The organism is Variovorax sp. LjRoot290 (genome assembly GCF_964253985.1).
In the GTDB taxonomy this organism is placed as follows: Bacteria; Pseudomonadota; Gammaproteobacteria; order Burkholderiales; family Burkholderiaceae_C; genus Variovorax.
Genome location: NZ_CAXURW020000001.1, coordinates 4,220,569 through 4,240,673, shown reverse-complemented (window position 1 = coordinate 4,240,673; position 20,105 = coordinate 4,220,569). Strand labels below are relative to the sequence as shown.

General features: G+C 65.4%; 20 protein-coding genes. 11 read left to right on the top strand and 9 right to left on the bottom strand.

The window, feature by feature from the left end:
* Positions 1-63 precede the first annotated feature (63 nt).
* Positions 64-651 (top strand): helix-turn-helix domain-containing protein, encoded by a 588-nt coding sequence (locus tag ACSQ9A_RS21090; protein WP_436305037.1) that lies wholly within the window; start codon positions 64-66, stop codon positions 649-651.
* Positions 652-742: 91 nt separating this feature from the next.
* Here the strand turns inward: ACSQ9A_RS21090 and ACSQ9A_RS21085 are convergent, their stop codons facing one another.
* The gene (locus tag ACSQ9A_RS21085; RefSeq protein ID WP_436305036.1) at positions 743-1,720 is read right to left on the bottom strand and encodes a Fic family protein; all 978 of its coding nucleotides are present in this window, start codon (positions 1,718-1,720) and stop codon (positions 743-745) included.
* Positions 1,721-2,149: 429 nt separating this feature from the next.
* Here ACSQ9A_RS21085 and ACSQ9A_RS21080 point away from each other — a divergent pair, with 429 nt between their 5' ends.
* The gene (locus ACSQ9A_RS21080) at positions 2,150-3,283 is read left to right on the top strand and encodes an AAA family ATPase (protein WP_436305035.1); all 1,134 of its coding nucleotides are present in this window, start codon (positions 2,150-2,152) and stop codon (positions 3,281-3,283) included.
* A 165-nt stretch (positions 3,284-3,448) separates the two neighbouring features.
* Here ACSQ9A_RS21080 and ACSQ9A_RS21075 read toward each other — a convergent pair whose 3' ends face one another.
* The 8 genes from ACSQ9A_RS21075 to ACSQ9A_RS21040 form a co-directional block, all read right to left on the bottom strand.
* Positions 3,449-4,633: an FAD-dependent monooxygenase gene (locus ACSQ9A_RS21075; RefSeq protein ID WP_436305034.1), complete on the bottom strand. Its 1,185-nt coding sequence runs from the start codon at positions 4,631-4,633 to the stop codon at positions 3,449-3,451.
* Between the two features lie 324 nt (positions 4,634-4,957).
* Complete coding sequence (locus ACSQ9A_RS21070) at positions 4,958-5,560, bottom strand: response regulator transcription factor (RefSeq protein ID WP_093111278.1); 603 nt, start codon at positions 5,558-5,560, stop codon at positions 4,958-4,960.
* A gap of 63 nt (positions 5,561-5,623) precedes the next feature.
* Positions 5,624-6,949, bottom strand: coding sequence for a tryptophan--tRNA ligase (locus tag ACSQ9A_RS21065; RefSeq protein WP_436305033.1), 1,326 nt, complete (start codon positions 6,947-6,949; stop codon positions 5,624-5,626).
* A 10-nt stretch (positions 6,950-6,959) separates the two neighbouring features.
* Entirely contained in the window at positions 6,960-7,631 is a 672-nt protein-coding gene (locus ACSQ9A_RS21060) for a site-2 protease family protein (RefSeq protein ID WP_436294974.1), read from the bottom strand.
* 36 nt (positions 7,632-7,667) lie between these two features.
* A complete protein-coding gene (locus ACSQ9A_RS21055; RefSeq protein WP_093111282.1) occupies positions 7,668-8,303 on the bottom strand; it encodes an L-threonylcarbamoyladenylate synthase in 636 nt (211 codons plus the stop codon).
* 17 nt (positions 8,304-8,320) lie between these two features.
* Complete coding sequence (locus tag ACSQ9A_RS21050; protein ID WP_244504086.1) at positions 8,321-9,265, bottom strand: DMT family transporter; 945 nt, start codon at positions 9,263-9,265, stop codon at positions 8,321-8,323.
* A complete protein-coding gene (locus tag ACSQ9A_RS21045) occupies positions 9,262-10,116 on the bottom strand; it encodes a 3',5'-nucleoside bisphosphate phosphatase (RefSeq protein WP_436305032.1) in 855 nt (284 codons plus the stop codon). The genes ACSQ9A_RS21050 and ACSQ9A_RS21045 overlap by 4 nt, the downstream gene beginning before the upstream one ends.
* 26 nt (positions 10,117-10,142) lie before the next feature.
* Positions 10,143-11,171 carry a transporter gene (locus tag ACSQ9A_RS21040; protein WP_093111167.1) on the bottom strand — a complete coding sequence of 343 codons (1,029 nt, stop codon included), beginning with the start codon at positions 11,169-11,171 and terminating at the stop codon, positions 10,143-10,145.
* A 165-nt stretch (positions 11,172-11,336) separates the two neighbouring features.
* Here ACSQ9A_RS21040 and ppk2 point away from each other — a divergent pair, with 165 nt between their 5' ends.
* The 9 genes from ppk2 to urtD all read left to right on the top strand — a co-directional run bounded on the left by ppk2 (position 11,337) and on the right by urtD (position 20,105).
* Positions 11,337-12,254 (top strand): polyphosphate kinase 2, encoded by a 918-nt coding sequence (gene ppk2 / locus ACSQ9A_RS21035; protein WP_093111169.1) that lies wholly within the window; start codon positions 11,337-11,339, stop codon positions 12,252-12,254.
* Between the two features lie 64 nt (positions 12,255-12,318).
* Positions 12,319-13,365 (top strand): extracellular catalytic domain type 1 short-chain-length polyhydroxyalkanoate depolymerase, encoded by a 1,047-nt coding sequence (locus ACSQ9A_RS21030; protein ID WP_436305031.1) that lies wholly within the window; start codon positions 12,319-12,321, stop codon positions 13,363-13,365.
* 4 nt (positions 13,366-13,369) lie between these two features.
* The gene (locus tag ACSQ9A_RS21025; protein ID WP_436305030.1) at positions 13,370-14,221 is read left to right on the top strand and encodes a lipase family protein; all 852 of its coding nucleotides are present in this window, start codon (positions 13,370-13,372) and stop codon (positions 14,219-14,221) included.
* 51 nt (positions 14,222-14,272) lie between these two features.
* Positions 14,273-14,557, top strand: a complete 285-nt coding sequence (locus ACSQ9A_RS21020) for a winged helix-turn-helix domain-containing protein (RefSeq protein ID WP_436305029.1) — start codon at positions 14,273-14,275, stop codon at positions 14,555-14,557.
* A 25-nt stretch (positions 14,558-14,582) separates the two neighbouring features.
* Positions 14,583-14,900, top strand: coding sequence for a hypothetical protein (locus tag ACSQ9A_RS21015; RefSeq protein WP_436305028.1), 318 nt, complete (start codon positions 14,583-14,585; stop codon positions 14,898-14,900).
* A gap of 148 nt (positions 14,901-15,048) precedes the next feature.
* Positions 15,049-16,320: an urea ABC transporter substrate-binding protein gene (gene urtA, locus ACSQ9A_RS21010; protein ID WP_093111174.1), complete on the top strand. Its 1,272-nt coding sequence runs from the start codon at positions 15,049-15,051 to the stop codon at positions 16,318-16,320.
* Between the two features lie 157 nt (positions 16,321-16,477).
* On the top strand, positions 16,478-18,022 hold the full coding sequence (urtB, locus tag ACSQ9A_RS21005) for an urea ABC transporter permease subunit UrtB (protein ID WP_436306334.1): 1,545 nt from the start codon (positions 16,478-16,480) through the stop codon (positions 18,020-18,022).
* Complete coding sequence (gene urtC / locus ACSQ9A_RS21000) at positions 18,019-19,233, top strand: urea ABC transporter permease subunit UrtC (protein ID WP_436294979.1); 1,215 nt, start codon at positions 18,019-18,021, stop codon at positions 19,231-19,233. The genes urtB and urtC overlap by 4 nt, the downstream gene beginning before the upstream one ends.
* Positions 19,230-20,105, top strand: coding sequence for an urea ABC transporter ATP-binding protein UrtD (urtD, locus tag ACSQ9A_RS20995; RefSeq protein WP_436305027.1), 876 nt, complete (start codon positions 19,230-19,232; stop codon positions 20,103-20,105). Before urtC ends, urtD begins: the two co-directional genes overlap by 4 nt.

Below are 20,105 nucleotides of genomic sequence, written 5' to 3'. Positions count from 1 at the left end.
GGATTTTTCTGGCCAGGATTTCTCTGTCAGGTTTTCGGTTTCCCGAGGCCGTTGCGGGTCTACATGGACCAAGACAGTGGCATCCGGGCGGCCTTCCTGGCAGCCTTTGTCGACCGGATCAAAGAGCGAACCGCTGATGGCTGGTACGTGTCGGTGCTCAAGGAAACCACCATCCACGACAAGGAGGCCGCGGTCAAGCTGGCTCGTGATCGCCTAAAGGCGGAGGCGGAGGTGCGCCCAGGTCTGGCCCAAGACGAACTGCTTGTTGAACTGATGAAGCGGGAAATGCGTTGTGCAACGTGGGCGTCTTTTGGGTCAGTCGTCCCAGCGAAGTTCGCCTCCAATGCCTCGCTGCCTGCCGAGATTTCTGAGGGCTTCGAGGCCCTCGCAGAGCATCGCGGCGGCAAGCGCACGCTGCGCACGCATGAAGTTCAGGACATGCCGGCGCCAGCGATCCCGGCGAGCGAGTTGATCGCCCTGCGCGAAAGCCGCCATTTGTCCCGTCCTGTATTCGCCCGCTACTTGCGAACCAATCCGAGGACGCTGGAGAACTGGGAACAGGGCCGCGCCAGGCCGAATGCGCAGGCTGCACTTTTGATCCGTCTTGTCCAGCGCTTCCCTGATACGGTGGATCGGCTCGCATCCGTTTGAGTCTTGTCGATAAACGATGGCTGATGTCCGTCGCCGGCCCAACACCGGTCGTTCGACGCCCGAGCCCAATCGAGGCAATATCGTTGCCCGCTCAGGGCGCGTGCCGTTCGAAGTACTCTGCAAAGCGGCTGTTGACGGTCGCCTCCATGCGTTCGACCTCGGCATCGCTCAGTCTTTCAGCCAGCTTGCGCTTGTTCCTGGACAACTTGCCGTGTCCTTGGACGATAACGTCGATGAGTGTGTTGAGCTGCGACTGGCGCATGTCGAGCCAGTTTCCCAACTCGCGCACGGTAAGGTCATGGGCGCGAAGGTAGGCCACCTCGTCCAGCAGGTCCTCTTCGACGCATAGCTTCACACACTCGAGGATGAACTCGCACATCTCGGTGGCGTCGAAGTAGGCGTACAGCCATGCCGGTTGCGGAGACCGTACCAAGATGGTGGCGCTTTCTGCATCCAACAGGTAGTCGAGAAGCTCCGTGCGCGGCCGCGAGTAGCTCTTGAGCAGGGCGGAGTAGCGAGGCAAGTCCTTGAGCATGCGCGCAGACAGTGGCAGCACCACACCGGCAGGCGTGAAGCCGGCCTGTCGCAGCACATGGTGCAGCAAGAAGCGATGCAGCCGCCCATTGCCATCCAGAAACGGATGCACGTAGACCAGGCCGAACGAGGAACAAGCAGCAGCCAGTACCGGATGAAGGCCCCGCCCCGCGGCCAACGCAGCGACCTCGGCCACTGAGTCCATCATCGAGTCCACGAGCGTCGGCGGCGGAGGTATGAAGTCAGCGATGTTCCGCAGGCGTCCTCCGGGGCGCGAAAGCCAGTTCTGACTATTGCGATAAGACGCTTCAATGGACAAGGGGCCAACAATCTGTGACTGCCATTGCACCAGCTGCTCTTCGCTGAGCGCGCCGGGCTCGCCGGCCTGTTCCAGCAGGCGTCGGAACTTGGCCGAGCGATTGTTGTCGGGAATTTCGTCCTCGATGTTGTAGGTCGAGCGCGTCTCCGATAGGTACAGGAAGTCCACGGCTCGTGCCAACATTTGCGGCTCGAGGTTGCTCAGGGCGTTCGCCACCTTTGCGCCGAGGTCCTCAGCGAGTAGCGCGTCGAGCCTTTCAGTACGCCGAATCAGAGGGCCCAAATTTGTCTACGTTTGTTGGTGTGATATCTACTTTTTGGCCATCAACCAGAAAACAATCTACAAGGCCAGCGTTCCAGAAATGACAGACACTTCCCCCTTCGGCCTTCTGAGCGGCGCCGCCCTGCAAGCGGTCCTGAAACCCCTCCGCGTAGTTCGCCACGTTCAGCGCTGGCGAGCGAGCAACCGAAGTCCGCACGGGAACCTCTGCCGGATGCCTGAAGGCGGCCAGAACCGGACATCCGCAACGTATCGGCAAACGAATCACCCATCGGACATGTCCCGTCCTATGACGAAGGCAGAGCGAGTATTGTGAAAAATTAAACTACCTTTCAATAATTATGAAAGTTGACTATAATTTTTCGTATGGAGCTGAACCAGATTTGGCACTGCCCCCGACCGGAGCTCGCAAAGCGCTACCTAGCCCTGCTGCAAGCCGGGCCGGTTGTGAGCACGACCATTTTCGCGCCCCGGCGCACTGGGAAGACGGTGTTTCTGCGCAAAGACCTGACGCCAGCAGCCGACGCTGCCGGCTTCACCGTCGCGTACGTGGACCTTTGGCAGACGAGGTTGAACCCCGGCATCGCGATTGTTCGGGGACTGGAGGAAGCGCTCACGCCGAGGACGTTGGCACAAAAGGCGCTCCACAAGCTGCATGAGCCGGTCAAGAAGGTCAAGGCATCCGGCAGCGCGGGTGAGTTGAAGGGCGCCATCGAGGTTGAGTTGGGCGACGCGAAAAAGGAAGCCACTGAACTCGCCCTGCGTATCGAAGAACTCGTTGTCAAGCTTGTTTCCAAGAAGAAGCTTCTGCTCTTGGTCGATGAAGCTCAGGAACTTGCACGAAACAAGGAGAATGAGCTGATGGCAATGGCACTGCGCACCGCCATCACCAAAAATAGCGACAAGCTGCGAGTCGTATTCACCGGCTCATCGCGCACGCAGCTCGCCAACGTCTTCTCCAACAGCACCGCGCCACTCTTCTCGGTGGGCGCCGCTGTTCAAGAGTTCCCGCTGCTTGGCAGAGAACTAGTCGAATTCGTCGCAAAGAAGTTCCAGGTCGCCAGCGGACGAACCCTGGACGTCGCCGCAGGGTGGACGGCCTTCCAAGAATTCCACCAGCAGCCCGAGCCATTCCTCTCGGTGGTCGTGGCCATGCTCATGGACCCATCGCTCACCTTAGAGCGCGCAGTGGCAACCGAAAAGGCAGAGCAGGACAAGGAGGAAAACCACGAAGGAACCTGGGCGTCGCTCGATGCGATGCAGCGCCAGCTCCTTCTGCTCTTCGTCAACGACCCGCATGCCAAACCATTCGGAAAGGCGGCGCTTGCGAAGCTTGCCAAAGCTCTCGGCGTTCCTTCGCTCGCGCCGTCCGACGTGCAGTATTCGCTCAACAACTTGAAGTCCAAGACCATCATCTCGAAGGCGCCAGGCGGTGTGCACACGTTCGAAAGCGCGGCGTTCGAGCGCTGGGTCAGAACGTTGGCGCCCGTTAATCCCTAACCGGCGCCAAACCGGCTGTGGCGTGTGGCAGCATCCGGCCAGAAGCGGTAGTTGGGCCAGCTGCTCTAAAGCGGTCAGTGAACGGGTACATGGCCACTCAACAGATACCACAGAGCGGCCGTCATCGGCAGATCAGCATCGCATCCCGCAGGCGCCGAAAGAAATCTATTGCAGCAGCGCGGCCGCGGCGGCGCGCGCATCCGCCACCACGTCGTAGGCATAGAGGCGCTTGCGGAATTCGGCGTGTGCGGCGAGCGCCGCGTCACGGGCACTGAGATCGATGTCGGTCGAGTCGAGACGCAGTCCATTCTGTCGGGCACCAAGCTGAATCTCCGCCACGCGCTTGCGACGCAATCGCTCGTAGGCAAGTAGCGACGCCGGTACTCCCGATGTGTCCACCTGGGCCAGGATCGTGGCGAGCGCCATGCCGTCCTCGATTGCCTGGTTGGCCCCCTGACCCAGATGCGGAAGCATCGGATGTGCCGCGTCGCCGAGCAGCGTCAACCGGCCCTTGGTCCAGGTCGGTAACGGCTCGCGGTCGTAGAGTGCCCAGCGAAATGTCTTGTCGACCTGCTGAAGGACATTGGCGATGCGCGGGTCCCAGCCTTCGAACTCGCGGCGCAGCACCGCTGGATCGCCGGGCGCGGACCACGATTCCTTCATTTCCTCATCGGTCGGCACGAACCCGACGTAGTTGACCATCGTTCCGTGACGAACAGGGAAGACCAGGAAATGCCTGGACGGACCGGCCCACATTTGCCAGCGGTCCATCGGCCAGTTCGGCAGGCGCTCCCGCGAGACCAGACCTCGATAAGAAATGGTGCCGTGAAAGACGGGCTTCGAGGGCGGAAAGACGTAGGAACGCAGTTCGGAATGTATTCCGTCGGCGGCAACCACAACGTCGGCCTCGGCGATGGCGCCGTTGGCAAATTCGACGCGGGCTACGTCGTCGGTCTGCTCGAAGGCGATAGCACGATGGCTGGTATGGACGATCCCGGCGGGCAGGTTGGCAGCGAGGAAATCGACAACGTCGGCGCGGTGCATGCCAAAGGTCGCGTTCCAGCCGGAGGCATCCGACACCTGCACCGGGGCGATCGGCGTACCGTCGTGGCGAAAGTAGTAGGAGCCGGGACCGACTCGCGCACCCCATCTCTCGACGGCGGGCCCGAGGCCCAAACGCTCCAAGTGGCGCACCGCATTCGGTGTCACAAACACACCAGCGCCGATCTCGCCCAGTGCGGACGCCTGTTCATAAACCGAAACACGCAGCCCCTGTCCGATCAGCGCATTGGCGGCGAACAAGCCGCCAATTCCGCCTCCGATGATCAGGACGTTTGGTCGAGATGCCATTTCAACCCAATCGAAAATCCTTCAACAGGGCATTGTGCGAGCGTGACGGGCAGAGGGCAACGGCAATTGACGAGGAGCTGATTCTCGCTATGCCGGGTGAGCGCGACTGAGGTGGGTCGGGAAGATCGCGAATGGCCGCTCTGATCCGCCGCCCTTGACTGTTTTGGGCCCTAACCGGCTGTTCCCCTTTGCTCCATTGCGGGCCTACGGCTCTTGCACAAAAAGGAACGACCCCCGGCAGCAAGTGACTCGGAGGTCGTTTGGCGTCTTGGGCTTTGGCGTCAACACTTTAAGCCAACCCCTAGGGCCACGAGCCCGGTTTTTTTAGGGGTTGCTGGAGAGCAATCCGTTCGTGCGGGCGTGGTGCAGCGCCTGCGTCCGGCTCTTCACGCCGAGGCGCCGGAACAGGCGCCACAGGTGCACTTTCACCGTGTGCTCGCTGATGTCGAGCTCGGTCGCGATGTCGCGGTTGCTCATGCCCTGGTCGAGCATGGCGATCAGCTGGGTCTGGCGCTTCGACAGCTTGCTGTTGGCGGCGGCCACCGGCTCCTCGGCCTCGGTGTCGGCCATCAGGAGGCCGCGCAGCGCGGCGGTGAGTTCGGCGGAACTGGCCGACTTCTCGATGTAGGTGTCGGCACCGGCCTCGATGCAGGCCTCTTCCATATCGGCTGCCGGCGAGGCCGAGTAGACCGCAACCGGAACGTCGGGGTAGATCTGCTTCACCGCGATCACGCCTGAAACGCCTGTCACATCGGGCAGTTTCAGGTCGAGGCAGAACAGCCCCGGCGCACCGTGCTGCTTGACGGCGCTGGCCAGCTTGTCGAGCCGTTCCAGCTCCACGATGTTCTCGGCCGGCCGCAGGCGCCGCAGCACCATCACGATGGCGTCGCGCATCAAGGGGTGATCGTCGATGACATAAATACTCATAACTTTTTTCTCACTGTGTGCGCGCTGGCCGGCGGTGCCGGTCGTCATCGCGCGGAATCTTCCCTAGTTCTTCTCGTTTGCAGCCTCGGATGCAAGCGCTTCCAGGGCCTCCGTTGTCGTTCGCATGCCCGCATTGTCGATGGGTTCGAGTTGCGCGGCGATCAGGGTCAGTCCGGCGCCGCGCTGCTCGCGCAGCGTGGCGATGGCCCGGCCCGCCTCCTGCGGCGACGCGAAACCTAGACTTTGTATCAGTTGTGCACCGTTCGCGTCGAGCAGCTTGAAATAAAAAAGCCCGTCTTTTTCGCGGTATTGCTTGAAACTCGGACGCGCGGCCTTGGCTGCCTTGCGGGCCGTGCCCTGGCTCCCGGCCCCCAGATTGCGCAGGCCGACGGCATGGCGCAGCTCGGCCATGAAGGGGCGGGAGAGCGCTCGCGCCTTGTCGGCGCCGGCCAGGAGGATCTGCTCGATCTGCGCCGGGTCATTGAGCAGGGCATCGTAGTGTTCGCGCATCGGCGCGACCTCGCGGTCGATGCGCTCGAACAGGATCTGCTTGGCATCGCCCCAGCCGATGCCGTCGGCGTAGGCTTTGCGCAACGCTTCGGTTTCCTCGCCGTCGGCGAAGGCCTGGTAGATCTGGAACAGCGCCGAGCCCTCGGTGTCCTTGGGCTCGCCGGGTGCGCGCGAGTCGGTCACGATGCCGGCAATCAGCTTCTGCAGCTGGGCGCGCGGGGTGAAGAGCGGGATCGTGTTGTCGTAGCTCTTGCTCATCTTGCGGCCGTCGAGGCCCGGCAGCGTGGCCACCGCGTCGTCGATCTCGGCCTCGGGCAGCGTGAAGTGCTCGCCATAGAGATGGTTGAAGCGCTGCGCCATGTCGCGCGCCATCTCGATGTGCTGCACCTGGTCGCGGCCCACCGGCACCTTGTGGGCGTTGAACAACAGGATGTCGGCGCCCATCAGCACCGGGTACATGAAGAGGCCGGCGCTCACGTCGGCGTCCGGGTCCTCGCCGCGCGCGATGTTCTTGTCCATCTGCGCCTTGTAGGCATGGGCGCGGTTCAGCATGCCCTTGCCGGTGACGCAGGTCAGGAGCCAGGTGAGCTCGGGAATCTCGACAATGTCGGACTGGCGGTAGAAGGTGACGCGCTCCGGATCGAGCCCGCAGGCCAGCCAGGTGGCGGCGATCTCGAGGGTCGAGCGCTGGATGCGCGCCGGCTCGTCGACCTTGATCAGCGCGTGGTAGTCGGCCAGGAAGTAGAAGCTCTGCACATGGGCCTGGCGGCTGAAGCGCACCGAATGCCGCACCGAGCCGACGTAGTTGCCCAGATGCGGCGTGCCGCTGGTGGTGATGCCGGTGAGGAAGCGGACGGGAGCGGTGGAGGACGTTGCCATGGGGGAAAACTCAGCGCAGCAGGGCCGTGAGGGGGGAGATCAGCAGGTTGATCGCCTGGTAGCCGAAGCTCATCAGCGGGCGCAGCCACCAGGTGCTGACGATGCCGGCGATGACCAGGCCCATCACGATGAAGAAGCCGTAGGGTTCGATGCGCGCGAGGAACTCCTGCGCGCCGCCGCGCGGCAGGAGGCCGGCCAGCACCCGGCCGCCGTCGAGCGGGGGCAGCGGAAACAGATTGAAGGCCCACATCACGAGATTGACCAGCACGCCGCCTTGGGCCATCTTGATGAAAAAGGTTTCGTCGACGCCCGCGGCGACCAGGCCGACCAGCAAGAGCGCCCACAGGATGGCCTGGATGAAATTCGAGACCGGCCCCGCCAGCGCCACCCAGATCATGTCGCGCTTCGGATTGCGCAACTGGCCGAAATTGACCGGCACCGGCTTGGCATAGCCGAACAGGAAGGCGCCGGAGGTCGCGAAGTACAGCAGGAGCGGCATCAGGATGGTGCCGATGGGGTCGATGTGCTTGACCGGGTTGAGCGTCACGCGCCCCAGCACGTAGGCCGTGTTGTCGCCGAGGTAGCGTGCCACGTAACCGTGGGCCGCCTCGTGCACCGTGATCGCGAAGACCACGGGCAGTGCGTAGATCAGCACGGTTTGAATCAGGTTTGAAATATCCACCAACCCATTGTCTCAGACCGGCCAGGGAGGCCGGGCTCAAAGGCCGAGCACCGCCAGCGCGCCGCGGCCCTGCCGCACCAGGACCGGATCGCCGCCCATGCCCATCGGCGTGAGGTCGACCACCGTGGTCGGCTCCGAAGGGCAGGCGCCGGCGTCGATCACGGCGCCGATCTGCTTTTCGAAGCGTTCGCGGATCAGCTGCGCATCGTTGAGCGCCTCGGTCTCGCCGGGCGGGATCAGCGTGGTGGCCAGGAGCGGCTCGCCGTGCAGCATGAGCAGTTCACCCAGCACCCTGTGGTCGGGCACGCGCAGGCCGATGGTCTTGCGCTGCGGATGGCTGACGCGCCGCGGCACTTCCTTGGTGGCTTCGAGCAGGAAGGTGTAGGGTCCGGGCGTGGCCGCCTTGAGCAGCCGGTACTGCTTGTTGTCGACCCGCGCATAGGCGGCGAGCTCGCTCAGGTCGCGGCAGATCAGCGTCAGGTGGTGCTTCTCGTCGACCTGGCGGATGCGACGCAGCTGGTCCACCGCATCCTTGTCGTCCAGGTGACAGGCCAGCGCATAGCTCGAATCGGTCGGCACCGCGACGATCTCGCCGCGCGCCAGCAGGGCGGCGGCCTGCTTGAGAAGGCGCTGCTGCGGGTTGTCGGGGTGGAGTTCGAAGTACTGGGCCATGGCCTTGCGCATTCTGCCTAGGATTCGGCCGGCTCGATCGGCACGCGGCGCTCGCGCACCGTGAGCCAGGCGCCGGCCGCGCCGCAGATCGCGATCGTCGCGATGCCGATCAGCGAGAGCCGGTCCGGCACCTGCGAGAACATGAGCCAGCCGCCCAGCATCGCAAAGGCGATCTGCGCGTAGAGGTAGGGCGTGAGGGTGGAGGCTGGCGCGCGCTGGTAGGCCAGGATCAGGATGAAATGGCCGACCGTGCCCATGAAGCCCATCAGGCACAGCAAGGCCCACCAGTGCCATCCCGGCAGTGCCGCCCACGCGAAGGGCAGGGTGAGCGAGGCGATCAGCGTGCCGACCCAGCCGGTATAGAAGTGCATCGTGAGCGGGTTCTCGGTCTGCGCCAGCTTGCTGGTCAGCACCTGGAACCAGGCGTTGGTGAGCACCAGTCCGATCGGCAGCAGCACGGCCCAGCTGAAGGCTTCGCCACCCGGGCGCAGGATGACCAGCGTGCCGGCGAAGCCGCCCGCCACCAGCGCCCAGCGCAGTGGCGACACCTGTTCCTTGAGCGTGGTCGCGGCCAGGAGCGTGATGACCAGCGGCGCGATCAGTACCACCGAGGTGAATTCGGCCAGCGGCATGTAGCGCAGGCTGAGGAAGGCCAGCGTGCTCGACGCGAGCAGCAGGGCGCCGCGCAGCAGCTGGTACTTGGGATGCTGGGTGCGCAGCAGCGCGGGGCCGTGCTTGGGCAGCAGCACGACCGTGGTCGCGACCGCCTGGAAGGCATAGCGGAACCACACGCCCATCAGGATCGGCACGCCGGCGGTCGAGAGCTTGGTGGCGGTGTCCAGCGTTGCGAAGCAGGCGACGGCCAAGAGCACCAGGCCGATGCCGGCCAGGATGCGCTCGGATGCGATGTCGCGCGTGCTCTTCCGGACGGCCAGGCCGCCGCTCGTCGACGGCCCGGTCACTGGATGCGGTGCTCCAGCAGCTCCCACACCGGTGTCAGTTTGCCGGGGAGCCAGGGAAGTTTGCCCAGGTCGCAGTGACTCTCGTCGGGGCTGTGGAAGTCGCTGCCGCGCGAGGCGGCGAAGCCGAACTCCAGCGCCTTGTCGGCGTACTCCTCGTATTCGGCCGGCGAGTGGCTGCCGGTGACGACCTCGATCGCCCGGCCGCCGTGCTCCTTGAATTCGAGGAACAGGGCGTACTCCTCGTTGGCAGTGAACCGGTAGCGGCCGGGGTGCGCGATCACGGCCAGCCCCTTGGCGCCGGTAATCCATCGCACCGCGTCCTTCAGCGCGGCCCAGCGGTGCGGCACGTAGCCGGGCTTGCCTTCGGTGAGGAACTTGCGGAACACCTCGTTGGTGTCGCGGCAGTGGCCCTGCTCGACCAGGAAGCGTGCGAAATGCGTGCGCGAGATGAGCTCGGGATTGCCGACGAACTTGAGCGCACCTTCGTAGGCGCCATGGATGCCGACCTTGGCCAGGCCTTCGGACATCTCCATGGCGCGTTTGCCGCGGCCGCCGCGCGTGTCGTAGAGGCCCTCGGTTATCGCCGCGTCCTCGGGGTCGAAGCCCAGGCCCACGATGTGCACCGTTTCATTGGCGAAAGTGACCGAGATCTCGGTGCCCGTGAGGTACTTCATGCCCTGCTCGCGGGCCGCCGCGGCTGCGCGGTGCTGGCCGCCGATTTCGTCATGGTCGGTCAGGGCCCAGAGTTCGACGCCGTTGGCGGCGGCCCGGGCGGCCAGCTCTTCGGGGGTCAGGGTGCCGTCGGACACCACGGAGTGACAGTGCAGGTCTGCATTGAGGATGGAAGACACGCCACGATCTTATTCTTTTCGTCTTTTCAGCGTTTCTTGCGGAATGCCACCCAGGCCGCGATCGCGGTGAAGCTCAGCACGATCGCCACCACCACCCAGAAGCCGTGCTTGTCCTCGGCCAGCGGGATGCCGCCCACGTTCATGCCGAACAGGCCGGCCAGGATGTTGATCGGCAGCGCCAGCACGGTCACCACCGTCAGCACGAACAGGCTGCGGTTGTTGTCCTCGTTGACGTTGGCCGCGATCTCTTCCTGCAGCAGCTTGATGCGCTCCTGCAGCGCACCCATGTCGCGCAGCACCACCGAGAACTCCTCGGTCGAGCCGCGCAGTTCCTGGGCATCGGCTTCGGCCATCCAGGAGGGCGGGCGCTGCAGCAGCCGGAACAGCGCCGCCGGTTCGGGCGCCAGCAGGCGCTGCAGCCGCACCAGCAGGCGGCGCATCGCGCCGAGCCGGGCGCGCTTGTGGTCGAGTCGGCCGGCCAGGAGTTCGTCCTCGATCGTGTCGATGCGCGCCGTCACGCCGCGCACGATGTTCACCAGCACCTCGGCCTGCGCGCGCAGCAGGTGTTCGAGCAGCTCGGTGGTGGAGCGCGGCGCATCGCCGGCCTTCACCGCCGTGCGCAGCGCGTCGACCGAGCGCAGCGGCTTGGCGCGCGCCGTCACCACCAGGCGCGGGCCGACGCTGATCCACAGGGTGGAGATGTCCGAGGGCTCGAAGCTGAACTCGAAATGCACGTCGTTGATGACCGCGATCAGCGAATCGTCGGCGCGCTCGATGCGGGTCGAATGCAGGCCTTCCTTCAGCGTCTCGAAGAAGGTGTCGGACAGGTCCGCATGCCGCTGCAGCCAGCGCTCGGCCTGCGCGTGGCTCAGGTTGAAGTGCAGCCACAGGAAGGCGCCGGCCGGCGGCTCGGCCTGCTGCAGCCAATCGGCCGCAGCGGCGGAATCGATGGCGCTCGCCGGCTCTTCGGCCGCTGCGTCGAAGAGATAGCCGCAGATCAGGCCTGCTTCGTCCCCGCCATACGATGCGGTGGCGATATCCCGGGGTGAGGGCAAGGCGGAGCGGTTCAGAACGTCAGAGGGTCGGAAGGCAGGCGAATCCCGCCAATGCTGTGCGTCTCTTATGTCAGTATCGTGACGACACGCCGAAAGCGCCTTTTCTGTCACATGTTCGTCATGCAGGCGGGGCAGCATGGTCTTTTCCCCTGATTCGAGCCGACCATGACGCTGCCCAGCACCCTCAGCGACCACAACGACCTGATGGAGCGCATCGCGCGCGACCTGGTCGACAGCTACGACGAGGAGTTCGAGCTCGAGATCGAGGATCGCAATCTCGAGGAGCTCGAATCGGGCCGCACCGCCGACAAGGCTGAGCGCCAAGCCTATTTCAAGGAGCTCTTCCGCCTGCAGGGCGAACTGGTCAAACTGCAGGACTGGGTGCAGCACAGCCGGCAGAAGGTGGTGATCCTGTTCGAGGGCCGCGACGCGGCGGGCAAGGGCGGCGTGATCAAGCGCATCACCCAGCGGCTCAATCCGCGCGTGGCCCGCGTGGCGGCGCTGCCGGCGCCCAACGACCGCGAGCGCACGCAGTGGTACTTCCAGCGCTATGTGGCCCATCTGCCGGCCGCGGGCGAGATCGTGCTGTTCGACCGCAGCTGGTACAACCGCGCCGGCGTCGAGCGCGTGATGGGCTTCTGCACCGACGACGAGTACGAGGAGTTCTTCCGCACCGTCCCGGACTTCGAGCGCATGCTGGTGCGTTCGGGCATCAAGCTCATCAAGTACTGGTTCTCGATTACCGACGAAGAGCAGCACATGCGCTTCCTGGGCCGCATCCACGACCCGCTCAAGCAGTGGAAACTGAGCCCGATGGACCTGGAATCCCGCCGCCGCTGGGAGGAATACACCAAGGCCAAGGAAACCATGCTCGAGCGCACCCATATCGAGGAGGCGCCCTGGTGGGTGGTGCAGGCGGTCGACAAGAAGAAGGCGCGCCTGAACTGCATCAGCCACCTGCTGGGCCAGCTGCCCTATCATGAGGTGCCGCACCCGCCCATCGAACTGCCGGCTCGGGTGCGCAATGCCGACTACCTGCGCCAGCCGGTGCCGGAGTCGATGTACGTGCCCGAGGTGTACTAGCCCAGGCCGGGCGCGGAAGCTGCTAAGGTGTACCGGGCCGGTGAATCCGGCCCACGCATTCACCATGGCCCGTCGTCCCCCGACCTTCGCCGCTTCGGCATTCACGCGCGCCTACCAGCGCGGCCTGAAAGCGCTCACCAATGCCACGCTGCGCAGCGGCACGCGCATCGCGGGCGAGGTGACGCGCGCCGCCGCCAAGCAGCTCAAGCCGCCGCGCGGCCCCGGCGACTGGCTGTCCGGCATGGCCATCGGCCCCGGTGGCGCGCGCCGCTATCACCTGTACCGGCCGCCTGATATCCAGCCCGGTGAACGCCTGCCGCTGCTGGTGATGCTGCACGGCTGCGGGCAGACCGGGCGCGACTTCGCGGTCAGCACGCGCATGAACCTGCTCGCGGCGCGCGAGCGCTTCTTCGTGCTCTACCCCGAGCAGGACCGGCTCGCTCATCCGCAGGGCTGCTGGAACTGGTACGACCGGCGTTCCGGCAAGGCCGACGCGGAAGCCGCGACCCTGATGTCCGCGCTCGACCAGGCCTGCACGCTCTATCCGGTGGACGGCGAGCGTGTCGCCGTGGCCGGCCTCTCCGCCGGCGCCAGCATGGCCGCCTTGCTGGCCACGCGCTACCCGGTGCGCTTCAAGGCGGTAGCCATGCACTCCGGCGTGGCGCCCGGCGCCGCCAGATCGCCGGCCACCGCGCTGGGCGCCATGCGCGGGCGCCACGTGCCGCCCATGCCGGCGACCGCCGTCGGCAAGGCCATGGGCGCCGCCGCCGTCTTCACCACGCTGCCGCCCCTGCTGGTGCTTCACGGCGATGCCGACGTCGTGGTCTCGGCCAGCAATGCGGGCAGCACGGCGGAGGTCTGGGCCACGGCCACCGGCGCCAAGCCCGGCGCGGAGCGTACGCTGCAGCGCGGCAAGCGGCATGCGATGCGCGTGACCGAATTCAAGCGCGGCGGCCGCACCTTCGTGATGCTGTGCGAAGTGGCCGGCCTGGGCCATGCATGGAGCGGCGGGGCGCCGCGGCTGCCCTTCAGCGATGCAGCCGGGCCGAGCGCCACGCGCCTGATCTGGGCCTTCGCGGCCAAGCAGTTCAAGGTGGCCGCGGCGGTTTGAGGCCATGCCTGGCGTTCCGTACGACCCCAGTCGCACCGCGCTCTACTCGCCCGAGCGGCACGAGACGCTGTTCGAGCCCGGCCAGAGCTACACGCCCGCGCAGTGGGCCGTCGAGTCCGCACGGCTGGCCTACTACCGCGCCGAGACTTCGGAGGCCGAGCGGCTGCGTTTGACCGAGGCGCTGCGCCACGCCGGCTTCGGCGCGCCGAAGCTCATCGTGCACGCCGAGACCCACGGCTTCGCCTTTGCCGCCCTGCATGCCGACGGCAGCGCGCTGCTCGCATTCCGCGGCACGCAGCCCGACGAGATTCGCGATCACGCGACCAACCTGCAGGCGCACCAGGTCGACTGGGCCGAAGCCGGCGGCCGTGTGCACGCGGGCTTCGCGCGTTCGGCGCGCGCCCTGTGGCCCGCGGTGCGCGAGTGGGCGGAAGGCGAGGCCGCCGGCCGCAGCGCCTTGATCATGACCGGCCACAGCCTCGGCGGGGCGCTCGCGACGCTGATCGCGACCCTTCTGCCGCCGACCCTGCTGGTCACGCTGGGCTCGCCGCGCGTAGGCAACACCGAGTTCGTCGCGGCCCTCGCCGGGGTCGAGATCGTGCGCCTGGTCGACGGCTGCGATCTCGTGACGCAGCTGCCGCCTGCCTTCTCGCTCTATGCGCATGCGGGGGCCACCAGCTATATCACCTGCGCTGGCGAGTGCCTGCACAACCCCGACGCCAGCTTCATCGAGGCCGACCGCACCCAGGGCCGCGCCCGCTACGTGATCGACCATGCATGGCGCCGCGGCGCCGTGCTGCTGCGCGACCTGGCGGATCATGCGCCGATCAACTATGCGAGGGCGTTCTTCGCGTGATGCTGGAAAATTCGTTCTCATAATTGCTACAATTGAAGCAAAATTGAGAACATGCCCGGTATTGCCGAATATCTGCTGGGCCAGACACGCTCGCGCGTATTGGCCGCCCTGTTACTGCACCCGGAGAAGGCGCTGCACGTACGAGAGCTGGCACGCCTGACAGGCGCATCGGCCGGCTCGCTGCATCGAGAGTTGCGCGGCCTGAGCGACGCCGGGCTGTTACTGCGCAGCGAGGTCGGCCGCCAGGTTCACTACCAGGCGAACACGCAAAGCCCGGTGTTCAATGACCTCGCCGGTTTGCTTCGGAAGACGGCCGGGGTCGCCCGTGCTGCGTGACGCACTTTTTCCTCTAGGCGAATCCGTGTCGCTGGCCTTCGTCTACGGTTCGATGGCCTCGGGCACGGAGAGCCCACGCAGCGACGTCCACGTGATGGTGCTGGGAAGCGCACGATTCGCGGATGTCGCGTTGGCCTTGACCGAAGCCCAGGCGACATTGGGCCGAGAGGTGAATCCCACGCCCATGAGCGTGGCGGATTTCGCAAGGAAGCTGAAGGAAGGGAAGAGCTTCGCGGTCAACGTCGCCGCCGGCCCCAAGATATGGCTGAAGGGGAAAGAAAATGACTTTGCAGAACTTGTTGAGCATCGGGAGGCTCAAGGCGCACGTCGCCACCGCGCTTGAGATGGTGTCCCTGAAGAAGCATCCGAAAAGAAATCATCCGGATCTTCTGCGCGGCTGAGGCCTCGTACGCCACCCGGCGTATTCCCGCTCCGTGACCGATTCCGCAGACTCCCCTCCATCGTTCAAACCACCAGGAGAAGGAGTCTTCATGCAACAACGTCGTTTCACCCTCAAGGCGCTCACCGCCGCCGTGGCGCTTGCCAGCCTGTCCGCCGTGCCGGCCTTCGCGGCCGACACCATCAAGGTCGGCGTGCTGCACTCGCTGTCGGGCACGATGGCGATCTCGGAAACCGTGCTCAAGGACACCGTGCTCATGGCGATCGACGAGATCAACGCCAAGGGCGGCGTGCTCGGCAAGAAGCTCGAGCCCGTGGTGGTCGATCCGGCCTCCAACTGGCCACTCTTCGCCGAGAAGACCAAGCAGCTGCTCGGCCAGGACAAGGTCTCGGTGATCTTCGGCTGCTGGACCTCGGTGTCGCGCAAGTCGGTGCTGCCGGTGGTCGAGGAAATGAACGGCCTCCTGTTCTACCCCGTGCAGTACGAGGGTGAAGAGCTCAGCAAGAACGTGTTCTATACCGGCGCCGCGCCCAACCAGCAGGCCATTCCCGCGGTCGACTACCTGATGAGCAAGGACGGCGGCGGCGCCAAGCGCTGGGTGCTACTGGGCACCGACTACGTCTATCCGCGCACCACCAACAAGATCCTGCGCGCCTACCTGAAGAGCAAGGGCGTGAAGGACACCGACATCGACGAGAAGTACACGCCCTTCGGCCACAGCGACTACCAGACCATCGTGGCCGACATCAAGAAGTTTTCTTCCGGCGGCAAGACGGCCGTGGTGTCGACCATCAACGGCGACTCCAACGTGCCCTTCTACAAGGAACTCGGCAACGCCGGCCTGAAGGCCAAGGACGTGCCGGTGGTCGCCTTCTCGGTCGGCGAGGAAGAGCTGCGCGGCGTCGACACCAAGCCGCTGGTCGGCCACCTGGCCGCATGGAACTACTTCATGTCGATCAAGAACCCGACCAACACCGCCTTCATCAAGCAGTGGAGCGACTACGCCAAGGCCAAGAACATCGCCGGCCACAAGGACAAGCCGCTCACCAACGACCCGATGGAAGCCACCTACATCGGCATCCACATGTGGAAGCAGGCGGTCGAGAAGGCCAAGAGCACCGACACCGACAAGGTGATCGCGGCGATGGCCGGCCAGACCTTCACCGCGCCTTCGGGCATCGTCTCGAAGATGGACGAGAAGAACCACCACCTGCACAAGAGCGTGTTCATCGGCGAGATCAAGGCCGACGGCCAGTTCGGCGTGGTGTGGAAGACGCCGGGTCCGGTCAAGGCCAAGCCGTGGAGCCCGTACATCGAAGGCAACGACAAGAAGCCGGACCAGCCGGCAGGGAAATCCTTGTAACACCCTCAGGCTGCGCGCACTTCGTGTCGCTACGCCAACCCCCTTGCAGGGGGCAACACCAGCGGACCGGCGGAGCCGGATCCGCGGTGTTCCTGGAACAGAGAACGCCGTGTACACATTCTTGCGCTCCATCTACTGCTGCGCGGCGGCGCTCGCGCTGCTCGCCGCCGCTCCTGCCCACGCGCTGACCGCCGACGAGGCGAAGGCCATCGCTTCGGGCGATTCCGAAAACCGCATTGCCGCGCTCAACAAGGCCGTCGCCACGGCCGACGAGAAGACTTCGGCCTTCATTCAGGCCATGGCCGACGATGCGGTCAAGTACACCGAAGACCGCGTGTTCCTCATCAGGAACGACAAGGCCTTCGACCCTGTCACCGGCGCCGAGCAGAAGCTGCCCGACAACGCCGAGGACGTGGTCAACAACAACCTGATGCGCGGCGCGCTCGATGCCGCGCAGGCCGCACTCAAGCTCACCAGCAAGGACGAAGCGGTGCGTGCCGAAGCGGCGCAGGCCCTCTTCAAGGAGCCCGACGAGTCGCGCCTCCCATTGGTCGAGAAGGCGCTGGCCGCCGAGACCAACGCCAAGATCAAGGCCCAGCTCGAACTGGTGCGCGCCGCCAGCATGCTGAGCAGCGCCGACAAGGCCAAGCGCATCGCCGCGGCCAAGGCGCTCGGCGAGAGCCGCAACCCCGACACCAAGCTGCTGCTCAACCAGCGCCTTGCTGACGAGACCGACCCCGAGGTCAAGGCCGTCATCGACGCGTCCATCCGCAGCATCGACGGCGCGCTGGTCTGGGGCGACCGCATCAACGCGATCTTCAGCGGCATCAGCCTCGGTTCGGTGCTGCTGCTCGCCGCGCTGGGCCTCGCCATCACCTACGGGCTGATGGGCGTGATCAACATGGCGCACGGCGAGCTGATGATGATCGGCGCCTACGCCACCTACGTGATGCAGGGCATCTTCCAGCGCTACATGCCCGAGGCGGCCTTCGGCTGGTACCTGGTGGCTGCGATTCCGGTCGCCTTTCTCGCCTCGGCGCTGGTCGGCGCGGTGCTGGAACGCGGCGTGATCCGCTTCCTCTACGGCCGGCCGCTCGAGACCCTGCTCGCCACCTGGGGCATCAGCCTGATGCTGCAGCAGCTGGTGCGCTCGCTCTTCGGCGCCCAGAACGTCGGTGTCGAGAACCCGGCCTGGATGAGCGGCGGCTTCACGATGCTGAGCAACGTCACGCTGCCGTGGAACCGTATCTGCATCGTCATCTTCGCGGGGTTGGTGCTGCTGGCGATGGGCTGGCTCATCGGCAAGACGCGCCTGGGCCTCTTCGTGCGCGGCGTCACCCAGAACCGGCCGATCGCCTCCTGCATGGGCGTGAACACGGCGCGCATCGACACCTATGCCTTCGCGCTCGGCTCCGGCATCGCGGGGCTCGCGGGTTGCGCGCTCTCGCAGATCGGCAACGTCGGCCCCGACCTCGGCCAGAGCTACATCGTCGATTCCTTCATGGTGGTGGTGATGGGCGGCGTCGGCCAGCTCGCCGGCACCGTGTATGCGGCCATGGGGCTGGGCGTGCTCAACAAGTTCATCGAAGGCTGGGCCGGCGCGGTGCTCGCGAAGATCGCGGTGCTGGTCTTCATCATCATCTTCATCCAGAAGCGGCCGCAGGGCATCTTCGCAGTCAAAGGCCGGAGCGCCGAGGCATGACCCGAGTCGCACTTCCTTCCAAGGGCCCGCTCCTGAGCGGCAAGGGCTGGACCGCCTTCTTCATCGCATTGATCGCCGTCTGCGCGCTGGCGCCGGTGCTCAACCTGCTGGTGCCCGCGGGCAGCCCGCTGCACATGAGCGACTACGCGGTGGCGCTGGTCGGCAAGATCATGTGCTACGCCATCTGTGCGCTGGCCATGGACCTGATCTGGGGCTACACCGGCATCCTCTCGCTGGGCCACGGCCTTTTCTTCGCATTGGGCGGCTACATGATGGGCATGTACCTCATGCGCCAGATCGGCCGCGACGGCAACTACAAGAGCGAGCTGCCGGACTTCATGGTCTTCCTCGACTGGAAGACGCTGCCCTGGCACTGGAGCTTGAGCGACAGCTTCGTCGCCACGCTGATCCTGATCGTCGCGGTGCCGGGCCTGATCGCCTTCGTGTTCGGCTTCTTCGCCTTCCGCTCGCGCATCAAGGGCGTGTACTTCTCGATCATCACGCAGGCCATGACTTTCGCGGCGATGCTGCTGTTCTTCCGCAACGAGACCGGCTTCGGCGGCAACAACGGCTTCACCGATTTCAAGCGCATCCTCGGCGTGCCGATCGCGACGCAGGAGATGCGCATGACGCTCTTCGCGCTCACCGGCCTCACGCTGCTCGGCTTCTTCCTGTTCGCCAGGTGGCTGATCGGCAGCAAGTTCGGCCGCGTGCTGCAGGCGATTCGCGATGCCGAGTCGCGCGTGATGTTCTCGGGCTACAACCCGCTGCCCTACAAGCTCACGATCTGGGTCATCTCGGCCATCATGTGCGGCGTGGCCGGTGCGCTCTATGTGCCGCAGGTGGGCATCATCAATCCCGGCGAAATGAGCGCCGCCAACTCGATCGAGATCGCGATCTGGGCCGCGGTCGGCGGCCGCGCCACGCTGATCGGCCCGATCCTCGGCGCCTTCATCGTCAACGGCGCCAAGAGCTGGCTCACGGTGGCCTACCCGGAATACTGGCTCTATTTCCTGGGTGCACTTTTCATTGCTGTCACGCTGTTCCTGCCGAACGGCATCGTGGGCTTGGTCAAGAAATGGGCGGCCAGGGAGAAGGCGCCGGCGAGCGAAGGCCGGCGCGAGGCGCAACGTGCCATGGCTGCGGAGCAGGGCGTCGAGCCCTCTGCGCTCGCGCCGCTGGTGGTGGAAGCGAAGGGAGCCCGCGCATGACGCCCGATCTGATGGAAGCGGGCGCGGAGCGCATCGCGCGGCACGGCCACGGCGACCGCGCCAGCCTGACCGAATCGGGCGGCCGCGAAGCCGGCTACGGTCGCCATGCGACGGCGGGCGAGGTCGACATCACGCACGGCCGCATCCTCTACCTCGAGGACGTGAGCGTGAGCTTCGACGGCTTCAAGGCCATCAACAAGCTCTCGCTCGACATCGCGCCGGGCGAGCTGCGCTGCATCATCGGCCCCAACGGCGCCGGCAAGACCACGATGATGGACATCGTCACCGGCAAGACCCGGCCCGACGAAGGCACCGTCTTCTTCGGCAGCACCATCGACCTGCTGCGCCACAAGGAAGCCGAGATCGCGCAGCTCGGCATCGGCCGCAAGTTCCAGAAGCCGACCGTGTTCGAACACCTCACCGTGTTCGAGAACCTCGAGCTTGCGCTCAAGACCGACAAGGGCGTGAAGGCCTCGATGCTGTTCAAGCTCGATTCGGCGCAGAGCGACCGGCTGGCCGAGGTGCTGCACACCATCCATCTCGAAGGCAGCGTGCTGCGCCTGGCGGGCAACCTGAGCCACGGGCAGAAGCAGTGGCTCGAGATCGGCATGCTGCTGATGCAGGATCCGAAGCTGCTGCTGCTGGATGAGCCGGTGGCGGGCATGACCGACGAGGAGACCGCGCGCACCGCCGAGCTCTTCCTCAAGCTCAAGGGCCAGCACTCGCTGATGGTGGTGGAGCACGACATGAGCTTCATCCGCACCATCTCCGAGATCGTGACCGTGCTGTGCGACGGCTCGGTGCTGGCGCAGGGGACGCTGGACGAGGTGCAGGCGGACGAGCGCGTCATTGAGGTCTATCTGGGAAGGTGA